This is a genomic window from Microcoleus sp. B13-B6 (assembly GCF_036705405.1).
Lineage (GTDB): Bacteria > Cyanobacteriota > Cyanobacteriia > Cyanobacteriales > Microcoleaceae > Microcoleus.
Genome location: NZ_JAUBUJ010000014.1, coordinates 19,254 through 43,401 on the forward strand (window position 1 = coordinate 19,254; position 24,148 = coordinate 43,401).

Genomic DNA, 24,148 nt, shown 5'->3' on the forward strand with positions numbered 1-24,148 from the left:
AAATTTTACAAAAAAAAGCTGAAAACCCCGTGAATTTAGTGGGCTGAAAGCTAAGAACAGCAAAATAGAGAGAAATTCTAGTTAAAAACCACAATTGTGTAGAGAAGGGCACACATCACTAGCAACAGGTAGTGTCACAATTGCGGCTAGTCCCACCAGGCCACCCCTCTTTCATCAGTCCTCCCGCCAGTACGCATTCATGTTACGGTGGGCGATCGGCTCAAAGATAGGTAGAACTTACTTAAACCAGGCACGCACAATGTCAAAATCAGTTAATAAACCATTTAAACAGGATTCGCATTCTTTCAAAAGAGTGCAGCAATGACACAGCAGCCTTACCGTCGCACCAGCAGTTCACCAGCAATCCCAACTGAATTGGCCTTGCCCTGTGGCCGGAGTTCTGTAAACTGGGAAATACTTTCACACATAATTGAGTTTTGTGCGACAGGTGACTCACTAATGAACTTGCCCGCTCTCCTAGCTTAGAGACTAACCCTTACGCTTAAGATTCTGTAAAGGTCTATGAAATCTGCATCTTCCACCAATTACTCTTCTCTAGACAACGTGATTGATGTCGCTGTTGTCGGCGGTGAAAATCATCATCAGGAACGCTACTCTCCCCCTCCCCCTCCCCCTCCCTCTAGCAGCATTGCAATTATCCCCTACGACGGAAACTTTTCCAGCATTCTGGCCCCGTTAAACCAGCAAAGTTTCACAGTAGTAGTTAAGGAAGTAGAAGAAAAACTTAAGGTTGTTAATGACACCCTCGGAATGCTCGATAACATCCTTGGGAGTGAGGGATTTGACGCTATCCTCAACGATATGTTGCAGTCGATTACCCTCAAAACAGGGGAATTGCTCAATGCCGATCGCACCACGATATTTTTATTAGACGACGAAAAGAATGAACTCTGGGCGATCGTCGCTAAAGACGAAAATGGCAAAAATCTAGAAATCAGAGTTCCTGCCCACATGGGTATTGCAGGAGAAGTAGCCACCGAGAAAAAAGTGGTTAACATCCCTTACGATTTTTACAAGGACCCGCGATCGGCTAACGCCAAAAAAATTGAGGAAAAAACGGGATACCGCACTTATACAATGCTGGCAATGCCCCTGGTAAAGGAAGAAACAAACGAGTTAGTAGCAGTTGTTCAACTGATTAATAAACTTAAACCGGATCACCACAATCACACTACTATTCACGAACAAATCGACAAGAGTGGATTCACGGAAGAAGACGAACGAGTTTTTAAAGAATTTGCTCCCTCGATACGCTTAATTCTCGAATCGTCCAAATCTTTCTTGGCAGCAACTCAGAGACAGCGGGCAGCCACGGCGCTAATGAATGCCGTCAACGCTCTTTCTCAGAGCAGTTTAGACTTAGAAGATACCCTCAAAAGGGTGATGGATCAGGCCCAAGAACTCATGAACGCCGATCGCAGCACCCTGTGGCTAATCGATGAAGATAAAGACGAACTCTGGACGAAAATCCTGATCACAACAGGTCAACTTCAAGAAATTCGCATGCCCAGAACAGCCGGTTTTGCAGGCATCGTCGCCCAATCCGGCGAACCGCTGTTGATTCCCTTTGACGTATACGACGACCCCCGCGCAGAAAATGCAAAAAAAATAGACAAACAAACTGGCTACCGCACTTGCAGTATGCTTTGTATGCCAGTGTTTAACTCAGACAAAAAATTGATTGGCGTCACCCAATTAGTTAATAAAAAACGACCACAAGAAGAATACCCCCCCTACAACCCGGAAGATTGGCCTCACGCCCCCGAACAGTGGAAAGCGAGTTTCAATCGCAACGACATGGAATTTATGAAGTCGTTTAACATCCAAGCCGGAGTGGCGCTGCAAAACGCCAAACTGTTTGCAGAAGTCAAACAGCAAGAACAAAGACAAAAAGATATGCTGCACGCCTTGACTAACGGCGTGATTTCTACAGATAAAAAAGGCAATATAGTAGCGACCAATCCCAGTGCCAAAAATTTGCTGGGTGTCAGCGATGCCGAATTAGCCGAAGGTCAATCTTTGCGCGAGTTAATTAAGTTAGAAAAAGGCGATTTTGCCAAATGGTTTGATGCGTCTTTGTCTCCCGAAGACGATAACGACCGCCAGCAGTATTACCCCGATCAAGTTTTACTCTCCTTGGAAGGAGAAGGGCAGAGTATCAATCTCTCGATTAATTCAATGACTGACGCTACCGACCCCAACAAGGTCAACGGCGCGTTAGTCGTCATGGAAGATATTAGCAGCGCCAAGCAAATCAAAAACTTGATGTACCGTTACATGACTCCCGAAGTAGCCGAAGCTTTGTTAGCTTCAGGGGATACTGGATTGGGCGGTAAGCGCAAAAACGTTTCGGTGCTGTTCTCAGACATTCGCAGCTATACCACACTTACGGAAAAATTGCAAGCCGAAGAAGTGGTAGTGATGCTGAATAAATATTTTGAAGTGATGGTAGATGTCGTATTTGAGTACGGAGGGACTCTCGACAAATACATCGGCGATGCTCTGATGGCCGTTTTTGGCTCTCCAGCGCCCCTAGAGGATCATGCTTGGTGCGCCATGCAAACGGCAGTGAAAATGCGCGAAAAACTGGCAGAGTTTAATCAAGAGCGTATGGCGAATGGGGAATTGCCGATCGGCATTGGTATGGGCGTGCATTCCGACGAAGTTGTCAGCGGCAACATCGGTAGTAGCAAACGCATGGAATTGACTTCGATCGGAGACGGCGTAAACCTCGCCTCTCGCTTAGAAGGCGCTAGCAAGCAGTACGGCACCGACTTGATCATCAGCGACAATACTTACAGAGATTATGCCGATCGGCTCTACGTGCGAGAACTCGACTTTATTACTGTCAAAGGCAAAAGCGAACCCGTAATCGTTTACGAACTCATTGGCATCCGCGAGGGATACTCGCCAGTGGGCAAGTCACTAACCGAAACACAGCAACAAATTATAGAACATTACACGAAGGGGCGCGAACATTACAAAACTCCAGTCAGCCAAAGACTCTCAGAAAGTGAAGTGAAAAACATCTTAAAGGATGTCGCCGAAATGCCGGAGGCAGAGATTAAGAAACTCTCCTACAATCTAGAGCAACAGTTGGAACACGAACTCAAGAACCTGTTATATCAACTGAAAAAGCTGTCAGAGTACGACCCGAAAAACCTGTCCGAAGCAGACAAACTCATCGTACTGTTGCAGCCAGAAATCCAACTGCTGAAATTGGAAGGCATCAAAAACCTCTCGGAAGACGAAGCCAAAGTGCTGCTGCAAGCAAAAATCAAGCCCCTATCAGCAGACGATATTAAATACTTGCAAGAAGGCGAAGTCAAAAAGCTCTTGGAAGCAGACATCTTAGAACCATCAAATCCTCAAATCAAGCGGCTGAAACCAGGAGAGATCAGGCAGCTATTGCAGGCGAAAATTAAAAGTCGGGCCTGCGAGACAGTTGCAGAAATGTTAGATGAGGAATTTGAAAACCTGGGACTCGATCGGGTGAAAAAACTGCTGAGCGAGTTTAAGAAAGCCTTAGAACCAAAAGCCAAGCAAGCTTTTACAGACGCCAAACGCGAATTTAACGCCGTTCTGGAAGTTGACCCGAAAAACAAGGCAGCTAAATTGCACGTCGATCGCTGTATGTTATTTCAGCATAGTTTTTCAGACGTACTCAACTGGGATGGTGTGTGGAATCTCACAGAAAAATAGCAGTAGCCCACAGCAAATGCTGGCGGTGGCGTCAGGGTTCCGGGTGGGGGCGATCGCGATCGGGGGTGCGCCTCCCATCCCACCACCAATTAACCTGAATATCCTATTGAGGTAATTGTAAATAAGCTCCAACAGGTATTATGGTTATCAGGAAGATGGGTTTAAAACCCTGTCGTTTTAGGACGGCTTTGTATTAAAATGCTGAATACTCAAAGGATCTTTAGGCTCAAGACACGTTGAAACAGCTACGATGAGAGCAAACTTAAAGACAGCTAGAAGGGCAATGGTTGACTCTAACCCGTCCGGCAAGAGTAAAAGTCGCCATAGGGCATTGGGAGACTTTAAACGGACAGGGAGGGACTGTAAGACTACTCCGGTAGCAAGACCCGATGAACTGTCAAGAATCACCGCTGAAGAGAACGGGCGTGAGTATGTCAAATAACCGGATTTGAATTTGCAAGCGAGATGCCGGGGGTTTCGCCCTAGGTGTTTCGATCGCACTACCTACCGCAACAAACTTAGCACTTCTATTATTTGAAGCGCTTAAAAATAGTTATGACTGGCGGCAGCGTTACCCGGTTTCTGAGAAAAATCTTGGAGAAAGGTGACGAAACATCCGCTCAAAAACCGGGTTTCTCACCCCGCCTGCGTAAGTCTTAATAGCGTTAGCAGCTCGTAAAAAGAGCTTCGTTCGCAGATAGTCAATGTTCTAGTCTTACATATAGAAAACCACTAGCGTCAGTTATGAATAATTGGAATTCGCAATCGGGAGATGTTGAGTGGGTAGATCAGGTTTACCAACTATTGCTGGAGATTGCTCGGAGCTCCCTGTCAGATATCCCCAGAATCCCGGAAAATATCACTGTTAAGGCTATCCCTCTGATCCAGAAGGTACAAAGCATTCAGCAAAGACCTGACGGGCAAGTGTTCAAATCTGGTTCCTTTTCAGTAAACGATCACGAATGGGTCGATCGAGTCTGTCAACTATTGGTAGAACTAACCAGCGCGTCTTTGTCCGAACAGCCCAAAATGCCGGAAAACCTGGCAGGCCGATCTTTAGCCCTCGCCGATAGAGCACAAAAAATTAAAGAAGATATCGAAGAAAATGCAGCCCAAACCCCAGCAGATGAAGATGACAATTCTTTAGAGTCTCCAGAGGCGCTGCTTTCCCTCTTGCACCACAGTTTGAAAGCTCAGCGCGCCAAAAGCTACAACCCCGATGCCCCCGAATGGCAGCAAGTCTTGAGCCTGCTCGACGTAGTGCAGTCAATTTACAAGCAAATCCAAAATTAAATTCAAGCTTAACTCAGGGGCATCTTCCGCAGTGCGCGATCGCTGGCTCTTAAAGGCAGTTGCTCTTTGACAGAATTTTTTTTGCTGTAGCCCGAACATTTCCGATTATTGCACTTTTGTCAACTACACTAGGTTTAATCGGTTCTAGGGCAAGAGAACATGAGCGGACAAAACATCGGCGATTTGTCAAAAGAAATATTAGCCGATCGCTATCAGTGCGATCGGCGGCTCGGCAAGCAAGCAGGACGGCAAACTTTACTTGCCCGCGACTTAAAAACGCAACAGCAAGTAGTAGTCAAACTCCTCTCATTCAGCAGCGACTTTAACTGGGAAGACTTAAAACTGTTTGAGCGAGAAGTCGAAACCTTAAAATCCCTATCCCATGTCGCAATTCCCCGATATCTAGACTCCTTTGAAATCGACACCCCCAGCCGCAAAGGATTCGCCCTAGTTCAGAGTTACATCGAAGCCAAATCCCTACAAGAATATCTTTCAGACGGCCGCACCTTCAGCGAAAGCGAAGTCAAACAATTAGCCACAGCATTATTAGACATCCTCGCATACCTGCACCAGCGACAGCCCCCGGTGATTCACCGCGACATTAAACCCAGCAATATTTTACTCAAAAATCGATCGGGTAACAGCGTCGGCGAAGTCTACCTAGTCGATTTCGGTGCGGTTCAAACCCTAGCCACGCAACAGGGAAAAACTGTCACAGTTGTCGGCACGTATGGCTATATGCCGCCAGAACAATTTGGCGGGAGAGCAGTTCCAGCTTCCGATTTGTACAGCTTGGGAGCAACATTAATCGCCTTAATTACCAAGCAGCATCCTGCCGACTTGCCGCAGAAAGATTTGCAGATCGAATTCGAGCAATTCACCCAACTAAGCCCCGCTTTTACCAATTGGCTGAAGTGGATGACGCATCCCAGTTTAGAGCGCCGTCCCGCCTCAGCCCAAATAGCAAAAGAAGTGCTAGAAAAACCACAGGAAATAAATAAATATTCCCAGACATTGAGACTGGGGAAAATTGTGAGTAGCGGCAGGGTGTTCGCAACTGCGATCGGCTACAGCACCTTGACAGGAGCTATAGCTGTAGGAGCTTGTGCAGCAATTTACAGCACCTTTCTAATGGGGATATTGGGGACAATTATCGGAGGAATCCTGGGTATTGTTCTCGGCTTGCTGCTGGGTGTGGAGAACGGAATAATCGTCGGAATTGTGACTATATCAAGTTTTTTCCCCCTAACTAATCCCAAATCTCATCGACAGGTTTTAACTGCAATTAGTATTGGAATCTCCACCTTGACAAGCATCGTCTTCTTTCAAATGATGAATTTTAGTCCTGTATTGGATTCCAATTATATTTTCGTGGTGATTGCACCGTCGCTAATTGCAGGACTGTCAATGGGGGCAAGTACCAAGTCTATTGCCCGGTGGTATCAAAAAGAAAGTGGACTGTAATCTACAATTTACACTTTTGGACAAACTCAGACTCCTAGAAACCTGGTTTTTACGAAAATACTCCGTTACAAACGCCAGACTCGCTAAAAAACCCGGTTTCTGAACCCCGACGCTCCCCTCAAGTTAAAATTAAGGTAAAAAACATGACCAGCAAAATATTAGCAGAACGCTACGAAGTGCAGCGACAACTGGGAAAACAAACTGGTCGCCAAACGCTGCTGGCTCGTGATTTGCAAACTCAAAAATTAGTTGTCATCAAACAGCTATTCCTCGGCAGCGATTTTGAATGGCAAGACCTCAAGCTATTTGAACGGGAAGCGGAAACTTTAAAAGCACTCGATCACCCAGCAATTCCTCGTTACCTCGACTATCTAGAAATTGACGAACCTGACAGCAAAGGATTTGCCTTGGTACAGACTTATGTAGAGGGGAAAACTTGGGAAGAGCATTTGCGATCTGGGCGTACTTTTAGCGAAAGCGAGGTGAAAGAATTAGCTAAATCGCTGTTAGAAATTTTGATTTATTTGCACGAGCAAAAGCCGCCTGTCATTCACCGCGATATTAAACCCAGTAATATTTTACTGCACAGCAGATCCGGTCACTCGGTGGGAAAAGTTTATTTAGTTGATTTTGGTTCGGTGCAGAACCAAGCGGCAAAATTGGGCGGCACAATTACAGTAGTGGGAACTTACGGATATATGGCACCAGAACAATTTGGCGGGCGCTCGGTTCCGGCTTCTGACCTTTACGGTTTAGGTGCAACTTTAATTTATTTAGTAACGGGTTTGCATCCTACGGAACTGCCACAGCAGGATTTGAGAATTCAATTTGCCGATCGAGTCGCGCACCTCAATCCTAGTTTAATTGATTGGCTGGAGTGGATGACAGAACCGAGTTTGAACAAACGGTTATCTTCGGCTGGGGAAGCATGGCGAGCGCTCACAAATCCCCGCAATATCGAAAAAAGTCCTGTGACATTGCAGCCACCTGGCAGCGATATTAAATTGGCCAAAAGTTCGGAGTTTATAGAAATTGTAATTCCGCCACAGGGACTGAGTTTTAATTTAATGGCGCTGCTTTCGGCAGCAGTTCCCCTGAATTATATTTACTTAATGTTGCTTTATTCTAGTGAATTTTGGCAATTCGCTAGTTCACATATAAATTATTTGTTTGTAATTATATTATACATATTAGTGACTTTATCATCTCCAGTAGTAGTAATATTTATATTGGCGCTATTTCGGAAATGGCGTTTCAGAATCGATCGCCAGAAAATATCCTATACCAGCCATCTCTTGGGGTTGAGATGGAATAATTCCAAGCCATCCCCCAGACCGGACATTTTATATTTGGAAATTGAAGAAACTGGAAACAAGGTTTTTAACGTGATTATTCGTGCCGGCAACCAAAAATATCAACTAGGAGCAAACCAGGGACTAAGCGAAGCAGAAATCAAGTGGTTAGCGACAGAACTAAGCCAGTGGTTGGGAGTAAAAATTAAAAGAACTTGGACAGAGTAAAAAGAATATATGGTTCTGAAAATATCTCCCTCGCGCAAACAAAGCATTCCCCTCTCAAACTGTGGGATGGGCGTCCCGCCCGTCCCCTCTCTCTTGTGTGGGATGGGCGTCTCGCCCGAAAGCGTGTATTCCCCCAGCCGGCGACACACTCCCCCGCTTTCGGTCAATCTCATGGAGCATCGAGCCCGATCGCCCGTAAAATGCTATCAAAGGGATTTGGCAAGTAGCACTCATCCCAATCATCTGTTAACTTGGAGATATTGTTGTGGACTTATCGCTAATTCCGGCACAGCCGAAACCAGGACTGCTCAACGTCCTCATCGAAATTACCGCCGGTAGCAAAAACAAGTACGAATTTGATAAAGACTTACAAGCCTTTGCTCTCGATCGGGTGCTTTCTTCCTCAGTCCAATATCCGTGCGACTACGGCTTCATACCCAATACCTTAGCCGATGATGGCGACCCCCTCGACGGCATGGTCATGATGGATGAGCCCACATTTCCAGGGTGCATAATCGCAGCCCGTCCGATCGGAATGCTGGAAATGATCGATGGAGGCGACAGGGACGAAAAACTTTTGTGCGTTCCCGACAAAGACCCCCGCTATGCTCACTATAAGTCCCTCAAAGACGTAGCACCCCACCGCTTAGACGAAATAGCCGAATTTTTTAGAACCTACAAAAATTTGGAGAAAAAAGTCACCGAAATTCTGGGTTGGCAAGATGTCGATCAAGTCATGCCCTTAGTGGAAAAGTGCATCGCAGCCGATCGCAAATAAGCCCCTAGCCCGCACTCCTCGACTGCAACCCGACTAAAAACTCAGGAGACCGAACTTAAGGCGATGCTGCACGTCCGGCGATGCAGTCGAGGCACAGGTGGCTACAATTTCAAATCAGTCGTGAATGCCGACTCACCGGAACGGCATTCCTCAAAACCGCGCCCCGGCCCCAATCTTGAAAAAAATACTACTCATAGAGTAAGATGAAGCGCAAATTATACCCGTGGGGAATGCGTTCTACATTTGAGGAAATTTAACCCTAACAACTCTGGTTCGGCGCTATCTTAATCTCAGAACACAGAACACGCCGGGCAGCCCGCAGGGTGCAAAAAATAATCTCTCAAGCGTGACATCTCCTACACGAATCGGTAAGGTTGAGAATTCTAACAGCCCAAGTATTAGGCACTCGAATGGTTTCCCGATCAAGCGCTTTATTATAGTACAGATTGCTAAAGACTAAAAACTAAAAAGTAAAAACTAAGATTTCAACTCCCAAGTTCCTGCCACCAAAACTAAAAAAAATGCCAGATTCCGCACCCTCTCTAGCCAATCCACAGCCTTCCGAGCACAAAGCCACTATGGAAAATAGTCCTTTGACCGAGTTTGTCGTTCAGTTTTGGGGCGTGCGGGGCAGCATCGCCACCCCCGGCACCAAAACACTTCGCTACGGAGGGAACACCTCCTGTGTAGAAATGCGCTTGGGCAAAAAACGCCTGATTTTTGACGGCGGCACCGGTCTGCGAGTTCTAGGGCTCAACCTGCTGCGGCAAATGCCGGTGGAAGCCCATATGTTTTTCAGCCACACTCACTGGGATCACATTCAAGGGTTTCCGTTCTTTACTCCCGCCTTTATCCCAGGGAACTGCTTTCACATTTACGGTGCGATCGCCCCCAACGGCACTACAATCAAACACCGTCTTGCCGACCAAATGGTGCACCCCAATTTTCCCGTCCCCATCCAAGTCATGCAGTCCGACCTCAAATTCAACGATTTGACGCCTGGGGATATTCTCGAACTCGACGATGTGAAAATAGAAACGGCACTGCTCAACCATCCCAACACCGCGATCGGATATCGAGTCACCTGGGAGGGACACACAGCCGTCTACTGCACCGATACAGAACATTTTCCCGATCGCCTGGACGACAACGTGTTACACCTCGCTCGCAACGCCGACGTGCTGATTTACGACGCCAACTACACCAACCAAGAGTATTACGACTTCAAAACCCCGAAAGTTGGCTGGGGACACTCGACTTGGCAAGCAGGAGTAGAAATAGCGAAAGCTGCTGGAGTCAAAAAAATCGTGATGTTTCACCACGATCCGGGTCACGACGACAATTTTCTCGATGGCGTAGAAGCAGAGGTGCAGGCAGTTTTCGCCAATAGCTGCTTAGCCCGCGAAGGCATGAGCATACCAGTAATTTAACCAAAAATAAATTCAGAATTATGAAACAGGAAAAACCCCGCAAACGTCGCAGAGTAGGCTTGCGGGGGCTTTACTCAACGTTGCTATTGTTGATAATTATCTGCTGTACCTGCGGCGGATGGGTTGCTGCTCAGACTGCCTACTCTCGCACTCCCGCGCGACTTGCTCAGGTGTCTTCGATCGAGGATACTGGTACGGTCGATCGCATCCCCGAAAACTACCAACTCGGACAGCAACTTTATCTAGAAAACTGCGCCACCTGTCACATCGGTTTACCGCCGCAAGTCTTACCTACAGAAACCTGGCGCAGATTGCTGCAAGATCCCCAACACTACGGACAAACCATCAAACTGCTAGTAGACCCGCCCCGTCTGCTAGTCTGGAACTACCTGCAAACTTTTTCCCGTTCCGAAGCCAAAGACGAAGAACTCGCCTACCGAGTCGCCAGTTCTCGCTATTTCAAAGCACTGCACCCCAAAGTCAAAATGTCACAACCCGCAAATATCAGCAGTTGCGTTACTTGTCACCCCGGCGCATCTCAATACAATTTCCGCAAGCTTACCGCCGAGTGGCAAAACTCTCCGTAGGGAATGCAGGAATTATCCACAAACTATTGAGTAGGGGGGTTATGCGGGCTGATTAAGTTGTGGGTGTATCGCGCTAAGGCGGATGAAGAGATTTTAGGCCCACGGAAAGTCATTGTAATTATGTCATTCTGAGCGGAGTTTACTTGCAGAGCGTAGTGTCAATCTCGACTCAAAAAAATTAAGATTTTCCCATATCTATGCTGCAACCCACCATTTTATCATATTCATAATCTCAACTATCCCTAAATTTAGGACACACTTCAAACGCCAACTGTGAACGATAAAAACAGACATCAAACTCCATAAAAAAGTTTAACTGGCCTAAAATAATAGGCGGCTCGTTAGATTTAGCCCAAGCAAAAGCCAAACGAACAGGTGGAAAATCGCTAATTTGTCCCACCACAGCTAAACCCCTTGCTTCCACTGGCGCAAGATTACCTGCTAACGGAATTGAAAGCGTTTGCTCCTCCCAAACAGCTCCCAACGCTAAACCAACATGGTACGGTAAAACATTAAGACTCGATCCCGTATCCAACAAACCCAAAGTCTCCGAAATACAATCCCGATAGCTTAAAGTTATGGGTACACAGGGAAAAAAATTAGTTTCTCCTGCTTGATTCCTTCGTTCGATAAAAGAAAATCGTTTAGAATTTCGCATTTTCTTTCGTTTCTTCTTGTTCTAATAAGCTCATTAATTTCTGAGCAGCATCACCATAATCATAAGGCGACCAAACACGATAAGCCGCGCCATTATCCAATGGCTTTAACATTTCTTCTTTCGCCAATTCAGCCATTAAAAATTGCATCATTTGAAACTTCTCGGCAGGGGATAACTGCCGAAGTTGGTCTAATAATTCAAGATTTGACATAAAACGCCATTGAATTCATTTTTCTATCTTACCACGACCTTGAGGTTTAAACCACTCCAAAACATCACTGTCTATGCGTAAGGTGAGTTGAGCTTTAGTCTGAGGGTTGGGCAAACCTCGCCGAACTACTGCTAAGCGCAAACATTTTAGGCGTAATTTCAGGGCAATCAGATAAATCAATATCTCGATCGCTTATGGCATCGAGGCGTTGCCAGTCAGTTTGAGATTTGCTCGAAGTAAATTCGTTGTTCATATTTGGTTGCTGTAAAACACCAACTAAACAGGCAAAAACAGTTCTGAAAAACTAATTTCAATCTCAGGAAAAGCTAGCATTCTAATCACAGCATTATCTGCAACAACTATCTCAGATTGATAGCCTCCCGGTGCAGGATTCCGATAAATATATGCCTCGCGGGCCGCTACATCTAATATCCAATATTCAGCGATATTTGCTCTCGCATAAATCGGTGCCTTTTCCCGGCGATCAATTTGTAAGGTCGAGTAGGAAACTTCAATTAACAGCAAGATTTCGCTAGGATTTGGGTGATGGTCGCGATAATCTCCCGGATCGATACAAACAATAGCTATATCTGGTTCCGGTTCCGAAGTTGCTAAAGTAATTGGCAACTGCACGCGAATTAATGCTAAATCTCTTAGCAGGTGTTGTAGATATCGATCGCTGCGTTGGGTTGTAGCAGCATGGGGTGGAGTTTGTGCGCTCATTTCCACAATTCTCCCATCTAGCAATTCAATCTTATCACCTTCAGTGAGAATGCCAGCTTCAATCATGCGGTGATATTCTTCGACTGTCCAAGTTCTTTCTTTTGTTGCTGTCATAATCTTTGCCTGCAAAAGCTTACTTCATATTATAGTAATTGCCGATTCAATCAAAAAACACTGGTTTGTCCGGTGCTGGTCGAGAACCCTTTTGAAAGCGTTCCCAAGACTGTTTTAATTGAGCAGGATCTGGATATTCGCGATCGTAAACCACCAGGACATTCGTCAAATTCCGTCCCGGCGGCAATAAAATCTGCCCTTGATGAGCCAAACCCACGGAAGCACCACCGTCCAAATTCATCGCTTCAAAACAGCCGTAGCACGGGCGAGGGCGGGACGCATCGCTTGCATAACCTTAGCTTCTGCTTCCAAAGACAAACTATAAAAAAAAATTATCAAAAATAACTTCTCTCTCGAAGTCGGAAAGCCGATCGCCGTTCTCGAACCCACGCCCACAACATGAGAATCTTTAAAACCTTCCGATAAAGGAGACAGCCAAACTTTCCCCCCTTTAACCAATCTCGGCCCGCAAGTCAAAGAAAACCAATATTGACTCCAATCCAGCTTACGCTTACTGGGCCTGGCACCTTACAAATAACCTCTCGCTTTACCCTCATCAATAACTCTGACGGCTAACGGTGAAGTTTTGCGACTGCCGATAACGTCTGTTGCCAAACCGACCAAACTCGCTAGTCCGTTCCAACTGAGATGTTGCACCATTGTCAATAAGCCTTTTATGAACGGGCTCTGGGGCCGGTTCCACAAGCAGAAAATCTACTCTTTGTGGAACCGGCCGTCCAGCCTGTTAAGCGAGAATGGTGTCCGATGTGAGTTCCAACCGAGTGCTTAGCAGCAGCTTGAGTGGCATAGAAGTAAAAAATCTGTGTCTTTAGCTACTTTTTGACAAATTGTTATGATATCTTAACTTTAGCGGAGGCTAGTTCCGACAATTTAAGAAACCTGGTTATCAAGTAACCTGATTTATGATTGACCGTAAAAAAATTCAACTGAAATGGGAAAGTTATTGGTTTAAAACCTTTGGGAGATGGCGATCGTGTCCATTGAGCTGCCCAATAGACCGACCTCATCCTCGGCATATTTTTTGGAGTTGGATTGGCAGTTTTTTGGCAATTACTGCAACGTCCTATCTTGCCGTAAAAACTAATTCTCCTTTACTAATGGCTCCGTTTGGCGCTACAAGCGTTCTGATCTTTGGTGTCCCTGACAGCCCCTTGGCTCAACCCCGGAATGTCATTGGGGGCAATTTCTTAGCTGCTCTCACCAGTTTAATGATTCTGCATTTTCTCGGTTCTTCTCCCTGGGCGATGGGAATGGCTGTTTCTACTGCGATCGGAATTATGCAGATTACCAGAACTCTACATCCGCCTTCGGGAGCAGTTGCCTTAGTCGTCATGATGACCCAACCAGACTGGAAATTTTTGCTAACACCTGCTTTTGAGGGATCAATAATCTTGGTCTTGTGCGCCGTCATCTTTAATAATTTAGCGGCAGAAAGGACGTATCCCAACCACTGGTTATAGCATTGTCTCTAATTCTCTAATCCTTCCCTTGGGAGCACTACCAAAAATTGGGATGCTCCCTCGATTCCTTCTTCCTTTTTCGTTCTTTCTTCCATCCGTTAGATCCCGATTTACTGCGCGTTGCCGAACTTCCTGCTGCTAGATCAATCAAAAAACACTGATTTGTCCGGCGTTGGTCGAAATCCCTGTTGAAACCGTTCCCAGGACTGCTTTAACTGAGCCGGCGCTGGATATTCGCGATCGTAAACCACCAGGACATTCGTCAAATTCCGTCCCGGCGGCAATATCCCTTCGTCAGAATTTAGCAGCCCGTCGAAAAAATCCCGCTGTGTGTTTAGGCGGGGATAATCCATTTTACTGATTTAAAATCAGTAAAATTACTGATGTTTAAGCTTTGTCATCTATCTTAAGATATAAATCCTGAAGCGATCCGAGGATCATTAGGGAAGTACCACGGGAGCATTACCCATACCAGGTATCGCTGATGGACAAGAACGATGAGAATTGCCCCATCCGCTACAGCTAGTTTCCACCAAAGCACAATTTTTCCTACCCATAAGAAAAGATGAATCAATTGAAGCAGTCGGTAAAGCAGTTTTGGTCGATCGCCAACCCCTACTTCTTTTCCAGAGAAAAATGGGGAGCTAGGGGGTTGTTCGCCCTCGTAATGTTATTAATGCTAGGTTTCAATGGTGTAAGCATAGTCCTGAGCTATATTATGCGGGACTTGATGAATGCAGTCACGGGAAAGAATGTTTCAGACTTCTATAAGATGTGGCTGATGCTATTGGGTGTGTTTGCCATATTCACGCCCATTATGGTTTCCTTCTTCTATTCGCAAAATGTACTGCAACTCTACTGGCGAAAGTGGCTAACGAATCACTTACTGAAGAAATATTTTAGCAATCAAGGTTTCTACAAAATTAAGTTCAATGATAAGGTTGATAATCCCGATCAGCGTTTAGCTGAAGACGTTAATTTGTTTGTTAAGCAAAATATTGATATTTGGGGATTATTATTCAACCAAATTGTCACAATAATTTCTTTTCTCGGCGTTCTCTTTACAATTGACAAGGCACTGACTTTAGTTGTATTGATACTGGCTGCTTTTAGAACTGTTTTCACTATCTTTATAGGTAAGAGGTTAAGTAGATTAAAGTTTAATCAGTTACAACGAGAAGCAAATTTTCGCTATAGTTTGGTTCATCTTCGAGACAATAGTGAATCCATTGCATTTTACCGAGGTGAAGAGCGTGAATTTAGTGCAGTATCACAGCGATTTAATGAAGTTTTGAATAATTTTAATAACCTGATTGTCTTGCAGCGTAACCTTGGTTTCTTTACCCAAGGAAGCCAGATGATATTTACAAATTTACCTATAGTTTTTTTAGCTCCTCGATACTTTGCGGGCCAGATAGATTTTGGGCAGGTAACGCAAGCTTCTGGAGCGTTTGTGTCTATTTTAAGTGCCCTGGGCTTTATTGCCGAGAATTTTGATATGCTAACTAACTTTACCACTCAGATTAATCGTTTAGGAACCTTTGATCGGGTTCTGTCCGAGCAAATGGCAGCACCTCGAGCGGGCATGGCAACGATTGATGTTGTGGAACAGGACTATCTAGCCCTCCAACAGGTTACCTTAGAGACGCCTAACTATGAGCGAATCTTAGTTAGAGATTTATCTTTCAAGGTGGGGCAGGGTGAAAGCGTCTTGATTGTTGGACCTTCTGGCGCTGGCAAGAGTTCGTTAATGCGAGCGATCGCAGGATTGTGGAATGCGGGTACGGGTTGCATTGTCCGTCCTAAACCGGAGGAAACGCTGTTTTTGCCCCAACGGCCTTATATGCTGCTAGGGGACTTACGCAGCCAATTGCTATATCCCAACACCAGCGGTCAAGTTACTGATAAACAACTGCACGAAGTGCTCGAACAAGTCAATCTTTCCCATTTGCCAGAACGGGTAGGTGGATTTGATGTGGAATTGGAATGGGCTGATGTTTTGTCACTAGGAGAACAACAACGGTTAGCATTTGCACGCCTACTGCTGACTAAACCTCGCTACGCTATTTTGGATGAATCAACGAGTGCATTGGATGTGGCTAACGAGAGACGGCTCTATCAGTTGCTCAAAGAAACAGGAACTGCCTTTATCAGTGTCGGTCACCGTCCGACTTTGGTACAGTATCACGAGCAGGTCTTAAGGCTAGTTGGTAATACCAATTGGCATCTGATATCGGCTAAAGATTACAGCCCCGATCTCGCCGAGTTTGGTTGAAAAATGCAATTGCCGAACTGCAAGTAATGGTCTTTACCGTACCCGCCTCAAAATTCCAGGCGTGCGATCAGGTAGAACAGGAGTAACTGGGACGATCGTAAACGGCAAACTCGTCAAAAAACACTGTATCTTATAGCGGGAAGGGAGTAAGACTCGGATGCTCCCCGCAAAACGTCCTGATCATCAAAAACTCTAAGAATGGCTAAAGCCCATAACGTGACGTAGCCTCCGCACTTCCACGTCCTAGGCTGGGAAAATGGTATTTCCCAGCCTAGGGGTTGAAACCGTTGCAGCTTTATCAGGATAAGGGCATATTTTGACCCAGCGCTTGAAATCGCTACAGCTTCATTAGACTTCTTGCAAAAGTCCTTTCGATCAAATTTTCGGACGGGCTCTCCGGCCCATCCCACAAGATAAAAAACTTTTTGTGGGACGGGCCGGAGAGCCCGTCCCAGCTATTTTTGCAAGAGGTCTATTACGTTGCCTGCAATAAATCCATACAGCACTTCCGGATGTTATGAGGTACAGTAGCAGCAATTAGTAAACCAGTTTTTAAGATGTTTCGGATTAATTAAGTCAAGAGCCACAGCAATTATGGTGTAAACCATTTTAGTGGTGGTTGGTGAAAACTGGATCAATAAAGATTTGAGTTGCGACCACCATAATTCAATTGGATGAAAATCAGGAGAGTATGGGGACAAACACAAGATAAAAGCATCCACCGCTTCAATCTACGGGCTTAATTGAATCTACTTTATGCGCTGGTAAGTTATCAATTCACGTCTACTGCTCCCGACCACAATTGTGGCACTAAACATTGCTCTATAAACACCTCAAATGCTTGGCTATCCATCGAGTTGTCTATGGTCATTAATGCCACTACTCTCTGGAAACTAATTGCACCAATTACTGTGACTTTCTTGCCTCGATAAAAAGGTTTGACTGCATAGGCTCTCGTTCCTCGTTGGAAGCATGAGTTCTGGTTAAACAAGCGTAATACTCCAGTCTCATCTAAAAAGACTAGATTTTTGGGGTCGATATGCTTGACTTTTTCCCAATACTCTAACCTTAATTTCATGACTCTTTCAGTGCCGACTTGGCTACTTCTCACTGTTTTTTTTTACGATTTAATCCCAACTTTTGTAAGGCGTTACACATGGCTGTTCTACCCACCCAATTTCCCGTATTCTGGGCAAATAACTCACACAATTCTACCCTGGTTGCATCGGGATGTGCTGCCACTATTTCTCTCAAAGAAGCTGTGGAATTATTCAAATGACTGTATCTCGGTTTCCCACTCTCGTTTCGGCTGTAAATTTCCCTCTATTTTTTGTTGCTTGACCAGTTTCTGAAAAGAGCTTTTACTGACGGAAAATATCGCTGCTGTTTTTCTGATCGACAGCTTCTGATCTTGATGGGCTGCTACTATTTTTGGAAAGCAAATCTACTGAATATGCTTTCATTGGTGTATTTTTTAATCTATTCTTATTGTACCTCATAACACCCGGAACTGCTGTAAAATCTGCCCTTGATGAGCCAAACCCACCGAAGCGCCCCCGTCCAAATTCATCGCTTCAAAACAGCCGTAGCACGGGCGAGGGCGGGACGCCATCGCCCGCATAACTTTAGCTTCTGCTTCCAAAGACAAACTATCAAAAAAAGTTACCAAAAATAACTTATCTCTGGAAGCCGGAAAGCCGATCGCCGTTATCGAGCCCACGCCCAAAACACCAGCATCTTTAAAACCTTCCGATAAAGGAGACAGCCAAACTTTCCCCCCTTTAACCAATCTCGGCCCGCAAGTCAGAGAAAACCAATGTTGACTCCAATCCGGCTTACCTTCAGTTCTAGCCGTCACCATTTCCAATTGATTTCCGGCTTTAATTCCCAAAGTCGTGCCGTAATTTTCCCATCGGCTGTATTTGAGAAACTTGCCTGCCGCCACCATATTTCCCAGCACAGATTTCTGCTCATCTTTACCAAAAAAAGTCCCGTTAGCAACAACAGCAGCCCGGTAACGCGACACCATATTTTCAAAAGGTTCGTCGCCCCGCGTGACTTTAGAAGTATTGGCAAAGTCTGCATTATTAGCTAACCCAATTGTGATATAAATTTCTGGGTCTGCGAGGTCAATAGTTGTGAGATAAAAACTTGCGCCAGCTACATTTTGGCTGCTGACTTGTACCGGTTTTGTTTGCTTAGCAGAACGTTTGATAATTTGAGGTTGAGACGGCTGCACAGCAGGAGAATTTTCGGGCGATTTTACAATAGGATTACTCGGCAGAGGTTGATTGGTTTTTGCCGATTTTACAATGGGATTGCTAGGAAGAGGTTGAGGAGTTTGATTTGATTGTATACTTGATAAAAAAGCGAGTGACTTTTGCCAAAGTTGACCCGCGAGAGTCAAGAAACTATCTCGGTTTTGGGCGATCGCAAAATAGTCAGCCGCAACCCGCGCCAAAGCGATGGCCGTTAAAAATAAAAAAGTGCGTCGCAGCATCGGGCGACAACCTTCAGACTGTTTGCGTTTAGACATAAAAAATCTCAGCTAGGATAGCGAACAGATACATTTAACCCGGTAAATTCAGGACTAAGCCAGAATTTGCCGTGTATGGCAAGATAGAGAAAGCTGCAAGCTTTTCTATCAGGGAGGTATCTCTCAAAGCTTTCAATAAAATATTGCAAGCGCCATTGAAATCTCTGTCCAGAGTGTGTCCGCATTCTGGACATTTAAAGATTTTAGACCCGTTTAATTTAGTGTGGATATGTCCACACTTTGAGCAAGTTTTCGATGTGTACTCTTCTGTTACGTCTACTACAAAGCCCCCATGTTTAGCGGCTTGATGCTTCAACATTTGTTTAAAACGATAATGACTCAAAGTTACCATCGCTCTAGCTGTTTTAGTTGCCAGTCTGCGCTTGCCTTTCTTGACCATTTGTTGCGTTTCAAAGGTCGGCAACAAAATTAATTTGTATTTGACTGTCAAATGTTTAGCAGCTTTTTTGTGCAATTCATTGACTAAGTTTTTAATCTTAATCCGAATTTTTGCTGCTGACTTTCTCAAGGAATACCTCAACCGCTTGAGTTGCCTTCCTTTGCTCAACCCTATACGTGACATTAATTTGTCTAGATGTCTTGCCAGTCGATAGATACGACCGATATCATTCTTTCCTATTTCGATAAATTCACTGCCGTCAAAGCCAGTAATAAAAGTTCTCACGCCTGGGTCTAAAGCAATAGCTAAATCGCTTTTAATCGCTTCTATTTTAGGTGCATCAACAGCATAGCCAATAAACCATTGCCCGTCGCTCAAGCTTAGTGTTGGTTCGTGTTGCATTTCTTCAATAATAGGCTCCGATGCTTTAAAGCTTAACCCCTTAGTAGACAGCGGATAAAAAGTCCCGGATTTCCAATTACACTTTTGGAACCTGATAGTCTGAGATGCGTCGAAACGGCTTCTAAACTTTGCTATTCCTTTTGACTTCTTAGCTGCTTTATGTGCTTCAAAAGCTTGAAATACTGCCATTTGTCGCTGGTTGTAAGGTTGCTCTGATACCCAAGCAGGAGCCAAGTCCATTACTTTTTTTCTTAAGTCGTACTTGCCAATTCTTTCGTTTTTAACAATAGCAATTGCTTGGTTGTAACACCATCTACTTGCTGCAATCCAAGTCCTCCATTTCGCTGCTAGCCCGATTTCCGGGTAAACTCGGATCTTCTTTGATAGCAGATTTGTATTTTCGGAGTCCGTAGAGTCGGCAACTGAAGACGTGGATGATGGCAAGGATATCTTCAACCATTTCTCGCTCTGGAGACAATTCACTTCTACTGAGAACCATGAGTTCGCAATCGTTCTGCTCGCAGATCCATTTGATGAGGTCGCCACCAAACCTTGCGAGTCTGTCTTGGTGTCCGACCACAACTGTTGAGATAGATCCTGACATGATTTGTCCCAAAAGGGCAAGCAGTGATTTTCTTTTGAAGTTGAGTCCGCCTCCGATATCTTTGAAGACTTTAGCTTGCGGGTAGAGACTTTGGAGGTAGCCAACTTGTCTTTCGAGGTCTTCTCGCTGTTTGTAGCTGCTGACTCTGGCATAGATAGCTGTGACTCGGTTGTGTTTTGTTCCGAGAACGCTGTCAATGTCGTAGCGGCGCTGGTTGGAGGGAGTTCTGATTGCTGATATTTTGTCGGCAAGCTCCCAGTTTCTAAGCGTTTTTTCTGAGACTTGCAGGATTTTGCAAGCTTCTCGCGGTGTGACATATTTGGTCATCGGTGGCGGTAGAATGTTCTTAATCTAAGTTACCACGATCTACCAGCATTTACCGGAAAATTCCGGAAAATTATTTATTTCACATTAACAGTTTTCTATGGCTGTGACTATAGCGGTTCTCGGAAAGATGAGGTATTCACCAATTAATTAAAAATTCCCCAATCCCCCAATCTAAAATCTAAAATCTAAAATCTAAAATCTAAACTTGTACCTCATCTATCTGAGAAAGGCTATATAATGGGTGATCGCCTGAATTCTGCAACTACCAGTAGCAAGGTGCTCCATCGCGCACCTCACCACGAATTCAAAACTCAAAACTATTTCCCTAGCCGGTATTCCGCATCCCCGCAGCAATTCCATTAATCGTCAGCAGAGCTCCCCGCAACAATTCACCCTTGCTATAACGCGAGTGAATCACCCCCGGAACCCCGCCACTACCGTGCTGCCGCAAGCGTTTCAGCAGCGAAACCTGCAACAAACCCAAAGGTACAATCGTCGCATTTCGCAACTGCACCGAACGCTGCAGCGAGGGATCTTCGTCCAACAAACGTTGGTGTCCGGTAATCGTTAAAACCAAATCGCGAATCAAGTGAAATTCTGCCGCAATTTGATCGAATAAAGCGTTAAAACGCTCCTTATCAGCAGGCAAAGCTAACTCCTGCACATAGTGTTCTGCAATCTGCAAATCCACTTTAGATAAAGTCATTTCCACCTTAGAAATTACCATTCTAAAAAAGGGCCATTTCAAGTAGAAATACTGCAAAAGTTTCATGTGTTCTTCCGGTTCCTCCAGCAAAAACTCTTGCAAAGCCGTGCCGACACCGTACCAAGAAGGCAGCAAAAAGCGGCTTTGAGTCCAGCTAAACACCCACGGAATTGCTCGCAAACCGCTGATGTCTTTTTTGCCCCCGCGCCGGGCCGGACGAGAACTAATTTGCAACTGGCTGATTTCTTGAATCGGGGTAACTTGGTGGAAGAAATCGACTAAATCCGGCTGTTCGTAGATTAAATGGCGGTAGTGCGATCGCGATCGCGCAGATAACTCCTCCATAATCTCATTCCAAGGGTCAATGCCATCAAAACCAGTGTGCAGCAAACTAGCTTGAATTACCGCCGCCGCCACAGTTTCCAAATTGTAAAGCGCCAACTCCGGCAAAGAATATTTAGAAGCCAAAACCTCGCCTTGTTCAGTAATCTTAATTCGCCCGCTAATACTCTTTCCAGGCTGAGCCAGAATTGCCTTATAAGCAGGCCCGCCGCCTCGCCCTACAGAACCGCCTCGGCCGTGAAAAATTCGCAACTCCACACCGTGTTTTTCCGCTACCATTTGCAAAGCCTTTTGAGCCTTGTGTATTTCCCAATTGCTGCTGAGGAAACCAGAATCTTTATTGCTGTCCGAATAGCCCAGCATCACCTCTTGCAATTTGAGAGTTTCGATTGGGCCTTGGATATTCTCTTCACTCTTTTGCGCTATTTCCTGCGCGTATCCTCCTGTTAGCAAAGCTCGATAAAGCGGCAAATCAAATATTTTTTGCATTACTTCCGGCGCTTTTTTCAAATCTTCCACCGTTTCAAACAGGGGAACTACTTGAATGTTGCTAATTCCTGTTGCCGGATCGTAAAGTCCTGCTTCTTTTGCTAACAGCAAAACCGCCAGTAAATCGCTGACATCGTGGCTCATGCTGATGACGTAAGTTTCGCAAATTTCCGGGCCAAACTCCTGCTGCATTTGCCGCAATATTCGGAAGGTATTGATCGTCTCGCAAGTTTTAGGAGAAAAGGGCAATTCTGCTGGAATTAAAGGGCGACGAGTTTGCAGTTCCGTTGCCAGCCAAATAATTCGATCGCATTCCGACATTTGATTGTAAGGCTTGGGCAAAATTTGCAAGTATTCAGCAATTTCGCTCAAAGCCTCGGAGTGTACTGTTGACTCTTGGCGGATATCTAGGTAAGCCAAATTAAATCCGTAAATTTCTACTTGGCACAGCAGATTTTCCAAGTCCCGACAGCTCAAACCTGTTTCCACTAAATTGTGCTCGATGAGCTTGAGCTCGGTCAAAAACTCAGCGCCCGATCGATAAAGGCCGGTCATTCCGGGATGTTCTGACAAAGCTTCGCGTTCCCGCTGCAATTCGTCTCCTTTGTAGAGCCGCCAATTGCGATCTCGCGTATTTTCCAGTCGCTGCTGCACGTAGGCCAGCTTCAACCGATAAGGTTCTTGCCGATAGCGAATCGCCCACTGCTCGTAAACCTCCGGGAATTCCGATTTGTCGCGATCGAGAGATTCGAGCAATTCCGGCAGCACGTCGCTCCAGTGCAGCGACAAACTCAAAAGTTCGTTCAGTCGCTTCACCGCCGCGATGTACTTCTCTAGCACCAAGTGGCGCTGATAGCAAGCCGTTTGCCAAGTAACTTTTGGAGTAACAGAAGGGTTGCCGTCCCTGTCCGAGCCCACCCAAGAACCGAACTTGCAAAAATTGTAACTAGGCGGTTTCAGATAAGGATAAGAAGCGTGCAGAGCTTGCTTTAAGCGGTGGTAGAGTTCGGGAATAGCATCAAACAGAACTTCCTCGAAGTAGTGGAGAGTGTACTCCACCTCGTCAAGTACAGTCGGCTTGAATTGGTGCAGTTCGTCAGTGCGCCACCAGAGGCGAATTTCTTCCATCAGTTGCTCTTGGAGAGCCGCTGCTTCCCAGCAAGACACCGGATAGGGGCTTTGAGAGTCGGTTCCGATCGCCTGAAATTTCTCGTCAACTTGGTCTAGCTGTTGGAGAATCTTCGCCATTCGCCGCTGCTTGGTGCGGATCGTGTGGCGGACAATTTCCGTCGGGTGAGCAGTGAATACCAAGCGGATGTCTAACTGATCGATCAACCGCTGGATTTGCTGGCTGGGTACGTTCAAGCGCAGCAGCATCGGGAACAGTTGGTGAAAAGTTCCGGCATCTCGGGCGATCGTCTCGCTGCTGTCTGCATTGCTCAAAGCCGTTTGGGTGGGGCTTGGGCCTTCCCTGTGCCGGGGGCGATCGGGGGCATCCGTTGCTTGTCCTGGCAGCTTAGAAAACATCCGCCCACCAGCATCGTTGCTGCTAGCGTAAGCTAGCTGTTGGTCTCGCTGTTCGTAGTGCTGTTCGACAATGTTGATCAACTGAAAATACAGTGCAAAAGCCCTAGCGGCGCGGATGGCGGCGTTGAGGTCGAGCTTTTCGATTAGCTGTACGACATTCGACTCGCGAAAGTGAGTGGCTTGTCCTTCGGCGGAATTGACCGATCGCATTTGTTGGAGCAAATCCACCAATTCCTGCCCGCACTCCTGTCGCAGCACCGATTCCCACAAGTCCTCTACAACTTTGAGGCGATTTCGCAGAAACAGGTCTGATTTGGAGTAAGCGGGAAAATGGGAAATAGATGTTGCATCAATAGCCTGTTCTGAAGACTGGAGGACTGAACTCATCGGGCTGTTCCTCAATAGCTGCGGGTGTCTGTGAAAATTGTATGGTTTAGTTTCGCCTAAAACACTTTTGTTTGCAGTCAAATTTGAGACTTATTGCAACCTTGAAAGTAGAAGGCACTTATGTACAAAGTATAAGGAAAGATTAATTCTTACAGCACGGATTGTACCTCT

The 24,148-nt window shown here is 45.6% G+C and carries 25 protein-coding genes; 9 read left to right on the plus strand and 16 right to left on the minus strand.

The window, feature by feature from the left end:
• Positions 1-522 precede the first annotated feature (522 nt).
• From QUB35_RS08560 to QUB35_RS08575, 4 genes are all read left to right on the plus strand, one after another.
• Complete coding sequence (locus QUB35_RS08560; RefSeq protein WP_333141171.1) at positions 523-3,723, plus strand: GAF domain-containing protein; 3,201 nt, start codon at positions 523-525, stop codon at positions 3,721-3,723.
• A gap of 744 nt (positions 3,724-4,467) precedes the next feature.
• Positions 4,468-5,016: an inorganic pyrophosphatase gene (locus tag QUB35_RS08565; RefSeq protein ID WP_333101576.1), complete on the plus strand. Its 549-nt coding sequence runs from the start codon at positions 4,468-4,470 to the stop codon at positions 5,014-5,016.
• 159 nt (positions 5,017-5,175) lie between these two features.
• Positions 5,176-6,480 carry a serine/threonine-protein kinase gene (locus tag QUB35_RS08570; RefSeq protein WP_333141173.1) on the plus strand — a complete coding sequence of 435 codons (1,305 nt, stop codon included), beginning with the start codon at positions 5,176-5,178 and terminating at the stop codon, positions 6,478-6,480.
• Between the two features lie 143 nt (positions 6,481-6,623).
• On the plus strand, positions 6,624-8,000 hold the full coding sequence (locus QUB35_RS08575) for a serine/threonine-protein kinase (protein WP_333141175.1): 1,377 nt from the start codon (positions 6,624-6,626) through the stop codon (positions 7,998-8,000).
• Positions 8,001-8,054: 54 nt separating this feature from the next.
• On the opposite strand, the gene QUB35_RS08580 is transcribed toward QUB35_RS08575, so the two are convergent.
• Positions 8,055-8,234 (minus strand): hypothetical protein, encoded by a 180-nt coding sequence (locus QUB35_RS08580; RefSeq protein ID WP_333141177.1) that lies wholly within the window; start codon positions 8,232-8,234, stop codon positions 8,055-8,057.
• A 31-nt stretch (positions 8,235-8,265) separates the two neighbouring features.
• Between QUB35_RS08580 and QUB35_RS08585 the strand changes: the two genes are divergently transcribed.
• From QUB35_RS08585 to QUB35_RS08595, 3 genes are all read left to right on the plus strand, one after another.
• Positions 8,266-8,778, plus strand: a complete 513-nt coding sequence (locus QUB35_RS08585) for an inorganic diphosphatase (RefSeq protein WP_006634582.1) — start codon at positions 8,266-8,268, stop codon at positions 8,776-8,778.
• A 521-nt stretch (positions 8,779-9,299) separates the two neighbouring features.
• Positions 9,300-10,208, plus strand: coding sequence for an MBL fold metallo-hydrolase (locus QUB35_RS08590; protein WP_333141179.1), 909 nt, complete (start codon positions 9,300-9,302; stop codon positions 10,206-10,208).
• A gap of 20 nt (positions 10,209-10,228) precedes the next feature.
• Positions 10,229-10,795, plus strand: coding sequence for a diheme cytochrome C (locus QUB35_RS08595; protein ID WP_333141181.1), 567 nt, complete (start codon positions 10,229-10,231; stop codon positions 10,793-10,795).
• A gap of 232 nt (positions 10,796-11,027) precedes the next feature.
• Here the strand turns inward: QUB35_RS08595 and QUB35_RS08600 are convergent, their stop codons facing one another.
• The 8 genes from QUB35_RS08600 to QUB35_RS08635 form a co-directional block, all read right to left on the minus strand.
• Entirely contained in the window at positions 11,028-11,453 is a 426-nt protein-coding gene (locus tag QUB35_RS08600; RefSeq protein WP_333141183.1) for a hypothetical protein, read from the minus strand.
• Positions 11,440-11,664, minus strand: coding sequence for a hypothetical protein (locus QUB35_RS08605; protein WP_333141185.1), 225 nt, complete (start codon positions 11,662-11,664; stop codon positions 11,440-11,442). Before QUB35_RS08605 ends, QUB35_RS08600 begins: the two co-directional genes overlap by 14 nt.
• A gap of 15 nt (positions 11,665-11,679) precedes the next feature.
• Positions 11,680-11,805: a BrnA antitoxin family protein gene (locus QUB35_RS08610; protein WP_333141330.1), complete on the minus strand. Its 126-nt coding sequence runs from the start codon at positions 11,803-11,805 to the stop codon at positions 11,680-11,682.
• On the minus strand, positions 11,759-11,917 hold the full coding sequence (locus QUB35_RS08615) for a hypothetical protein (protein ID WP_333101679.1): 159 nt from the start codon (positions 11,915-11,917) through the stop codon (positions 11,759-11,761). Before QUB35_RS08615 ends, QUB35_RS08610 begins: the two co-directional genes overlap by 47 nt.
• 23 nt (positions 11,918-11,940) lie before the next feature.
• Positions 11,941-12,501 carry a Uma2 family endonuclease gene (locus QUB35_RS08620; protein WP_333141187.1) on the minus strand — a complete coding sequence of 187 codons (561 nt, stop codon included), beginning with the start codon at positions 12,499-12,501 and terminating at the stop codon, positions 11,941-11,943.
• Between the two features lie 46 nt (positions 12,502-12,547).
• Complete coding sequence (locus QUB35_RS08625; RefSeq protein WP_333141189.1) at positions 12,548-12,742, minus strand: hypothetical protein; 195 nt, start codon at positions 12,740-12,742, stop codon at positions 12,548-12,550.
• Positions 12,739-12,960 (minus strand): hypothetical protein, encoded by a 222-nt coding sequence (locus tag QUB35_RS08630; RefSeq protein WP_333141191.1) that lies wholly within the window; start codon positions 12,958-12,960, stop codon positions 12,739-12,741. The genes QUB35_RS08625 and QUB35_RS08630 overlap by 4 nt, the downstream gene beginning before the upstream one ends.
• Before the next feature lie 69 nt (positions 12,961-13,029).
• Positions 13,030-13,161 (minus strand): hypothetical protein, encoded by a 132-nt coding sequence (locus QUB35_RS08635; protein WP_333141193.1) that lies wholly within the window; start codon positions 13,159-13,161, stop codon positions 13,030-13,032.
• A 263-nt stretch (positions 13,162-13,424) separates the two neighbouring features.
• On the opposite strand from QUB35_RS08635, the gene QUB35_RS08640 reads away from it, so the two are divergent.
• Positions 13,425-13,982 carry an HPP family protein gene (locus tag QUB35_RS08640; protein WP_333141195.1) on the plus strand — a complete coding sequence of 186 codons (558 nt, stop codon included), beginning with the start codon at positions 13,425-13,427 and terminating at the stop codon, positions 13,980-13,982.
• A 143-nt stretch (positions 13,983-14,125) separates the two neighbouring features.
• Here the strand turns inward: QUB35_RS08640 and QUB35_RS08645 are convergent, their stop codons facing one another.
• Complete coding sequence (locus QUB35_RS08645) at positions 14,126-14,335, minus strand: hypothetical protein (RefSeq protein ID WP_333141197.1); 210 nt, start codon at positions 14,333-14,335, stop codon at positions 14,126-14,128.
• Between the two features lie 212 nt (positions 14,336-14,547).
• Here QUB35_RS08645 and QUB35_RS08650 point away from each other — a divergent pair, with 212 nt between their 5' ends.
• Complete coding sequence (locus tag QUB35_RS08650; protein WP_333141199.1) at positions 14,548-16,257, plus strand: ABC transporter ATP-binding protein/permease; 1,710 nt, start codon at positions 14,548-14,550, stop codon at positions 16,255-16,257.
• Between the two features lie 772 nt (positions 16,258-17,029).
• Here the strand turns inward: QUB35_RS08650 and QUB35_RS08655 are convergent.
• The 6 genes from QUB35_RS08655 to ppc form a co-directional block, all read right to left on the minus strand.
• Positions 17,030-17,368: a transposase gene (locus QUB35_RS08655; RefSeq protein WP_333141200.1), complete on the minus strand. Its 339-nt coding sequence runs from the start codon at positions 17,366-17,368 to the stop codon at positions 17,030-17,032.
• On the minus strand, positions 17,365-17,532 hold the full coding sequence (locus QUB35_RS08660; RefSeq protein WP_333141202.1) for a hypothetical protein: 168 nt from the start codon (positions 17,530-17,532) through the stop codon (positions 17,365-17,367). The genes QUB35_RS08655 and QUB35_RS08660 overlap by 4 nt, the downstream gene beginning before the upstream one ends.
• 220 nt (positions 17,533-17,752) lie before the next feature.
• On the minus strand, positions 17,753-18,793 hold the full coding sequence (locus tag QUB35_RS08665; RefSeq protein ID WP_333141204.1) for a phosphodiester glycosidase family protein: 1,041 nt from the start codon (positions 18,791-18,793) through the stop codon (positions 17,753-17,755).
• Between the two features lie 34 nt (positions 18,794-18,827).
• On the minus strand, positions 18,828-19,985 hold the full coding sequence (locus QUB35_RS08670) for a transposase (RefSeq protein ID WP_333141332.1): 1,158 nt from the start codon (positions 19,983-19,985) through the stop codon (positions 18,828-18,830).
• Entirely contained in the window at positions 19,909-20,526 is a 618-nt protein-coding gene (locus tag QUB35_RS08675) for an IS607 family transposase (protein ID WP_333135348.1), read from the minus strand. The genes QUB35_RS08670 and QUB35_RS08675 overlap by 77 nt, the downstream gene beginning before the upstream one ends.
• Positions 20,527-20,851: 325 nt before the next feature.
• Complete coding sequence (gene ppc / locus QUB35_RS08680) at positions 20,852-23,977, minus strand: phosphoenolpyruvate carboxylase (RefSeq protein ID WP_333141206.1); 3,126 nt, start codon at positions 23,975-23,977, stop codon at positions 20,852-20,854.
• Between the last annotated feature and the right edge of the window lie 171 nt (positions 23,978-24,148).

What these genes read in the sequence shown, in the direction of transcription:
- QUB35_RS08640 (WP_333141195.1), top strand. Translation starts at nt 13,425, where the DNA reads ATGATTGACCGTAAAAAAATTCAACTGAAATGGGAAAGTTATTGGTTT.
- QUB35_RS08645 (WP_333141197.1), bottom strand. Translation starts at nt 14,335, where the DNA reads ATGGATTATCCCCGCCTAAACACACAGCGGGATTTTTTCGACGGGCTG.
- QUB35_RS08635 (WP_333141193.1), bottom strand. Translation starts at nt 13,161, where the DNA reads ATGGTGCAACATCTCAGTTGGAACGGACTAGCGAGTTTGGTCGGTTTG.
- QUB35_RS08665 (WP_333141204.1), bottom strand. Translation starts at nt 18,793, where the DNA reads ATGTCTAAACGCAAACAGTCTGAAGGTTGTCGCCCGATGCTGCGACGC.
- QUB35_RS08675 (WP_333135348.1), bottom strand. Translation starts at nt 20,526, where the DNA reads ATGACCAAATATGTCACACCGCGAGAAGCTTGCAAAATCCTGCAAGTC.
- QUB35_RS08600 (WP_333141183.1), bottom strand. Translation starts at nt 11,453, where the DNA reads ATGCGAAATTCTAAACGATTTTCTTTTATCGAACGAAGGAATCAAGCA.
- QUB35_RS08650 (WP_333141199.1), top strand. Translation starts at nt 14,548, where the DNA reads ATGAATCAATTGAAGCAGTCGGTAAAGCAGTTTTGGTCGATCGCCAAC.
- QUB35_RS08560 (WP_333141171.1), top strand. Translation starts at nt 523, where the DNA reads ATGAAATCTGCATCTTCCACCAATTACTCTTCTCTAGACAACGTGATT.
- QUB35_RS08570 (WP_333141173.1), top strand. Translation starts at nt 5,176, where the DNA reads ATGAGCGGACAAAACATCGGCGATTTGTCAAAAGAAATATTAGCCGAT.
- QUB35_RS08615 (WP_333101679.1), bottom strand. Translation starts at nt 11,917, where the DNA reads ATGAACAACGAATTTACTTCGAGCAAATCTCAAACTGACTGGCAACGC.
- QUB35_RS08580 (WP_333141177.1), bottom strand. Translation starts at nt 8,234, where the DNA reads ATGAGTGCTACTTGCCAAATCCCTTTGATAGCATTTTACGGGCGATCG.
- QUB35_RS08620 (WP_333141187.1), bottom strand. Translation starts at nt 12,501, where the DNA reads ATGACAGCAACAAAAGAAAGAACTTGGACAGTCGAAGAATATCACCGC.
- ppc (WP_333141206.1), bottom strand. Translation starts at nt 23,977, where the DNA reads ATGAGTTCAGTCCTCCAGTCTTCAGAACAGGCTATTGATGCAACATCT.
- QUB35_RS08595 (WP_333141181.1), top strand. Translation starts at nt 10,229, where the DNA reads ATGAAACAGGAAAAACCCCGCAAACGTCGCAGAGTAGGCTTGCGGGGG.
- QUB35_RS08605 (WP_333141185.1), bottom strand. Translation starts at nt 11,664, where the DNA reads ATGTCAAATCTTGAATTATTAGACCAACTTCGGCAGTTATCCCCTGCC.
- QUB35_RS08565 (WP_333101576.1), top strand. Translation starts at nt 4,468, where the DNA reads ATGAATAATTGGAATTCGCAATCGGGAGATGTTGAGTGGGTAGATCAG.
- QUB35_RS08575 (WP_333141175.1), top strand. Translation starts at nt 6,624, where the DNA reads ATGACCAGCAAAATATTAGCAGAACGCTACGAAGTGCAGCGACAACTG.
- QUB35_RS08625 (WP_333141189.1), bottom strand. Translation starts at nt 12,742, where the DNA reads ATGAATTTGGACGGTGGTGCTTCCGTGGGTTTGGCTCATCAAGGGCAG.
- QUB35_RS08590 (WP_333141179.1), top strand. Translation starts at nt 9,300, where the DNA reads ATGCCAGATTCCGCACCCTCTCTAGCCAATCCACAGCCTTCCGAGCAC.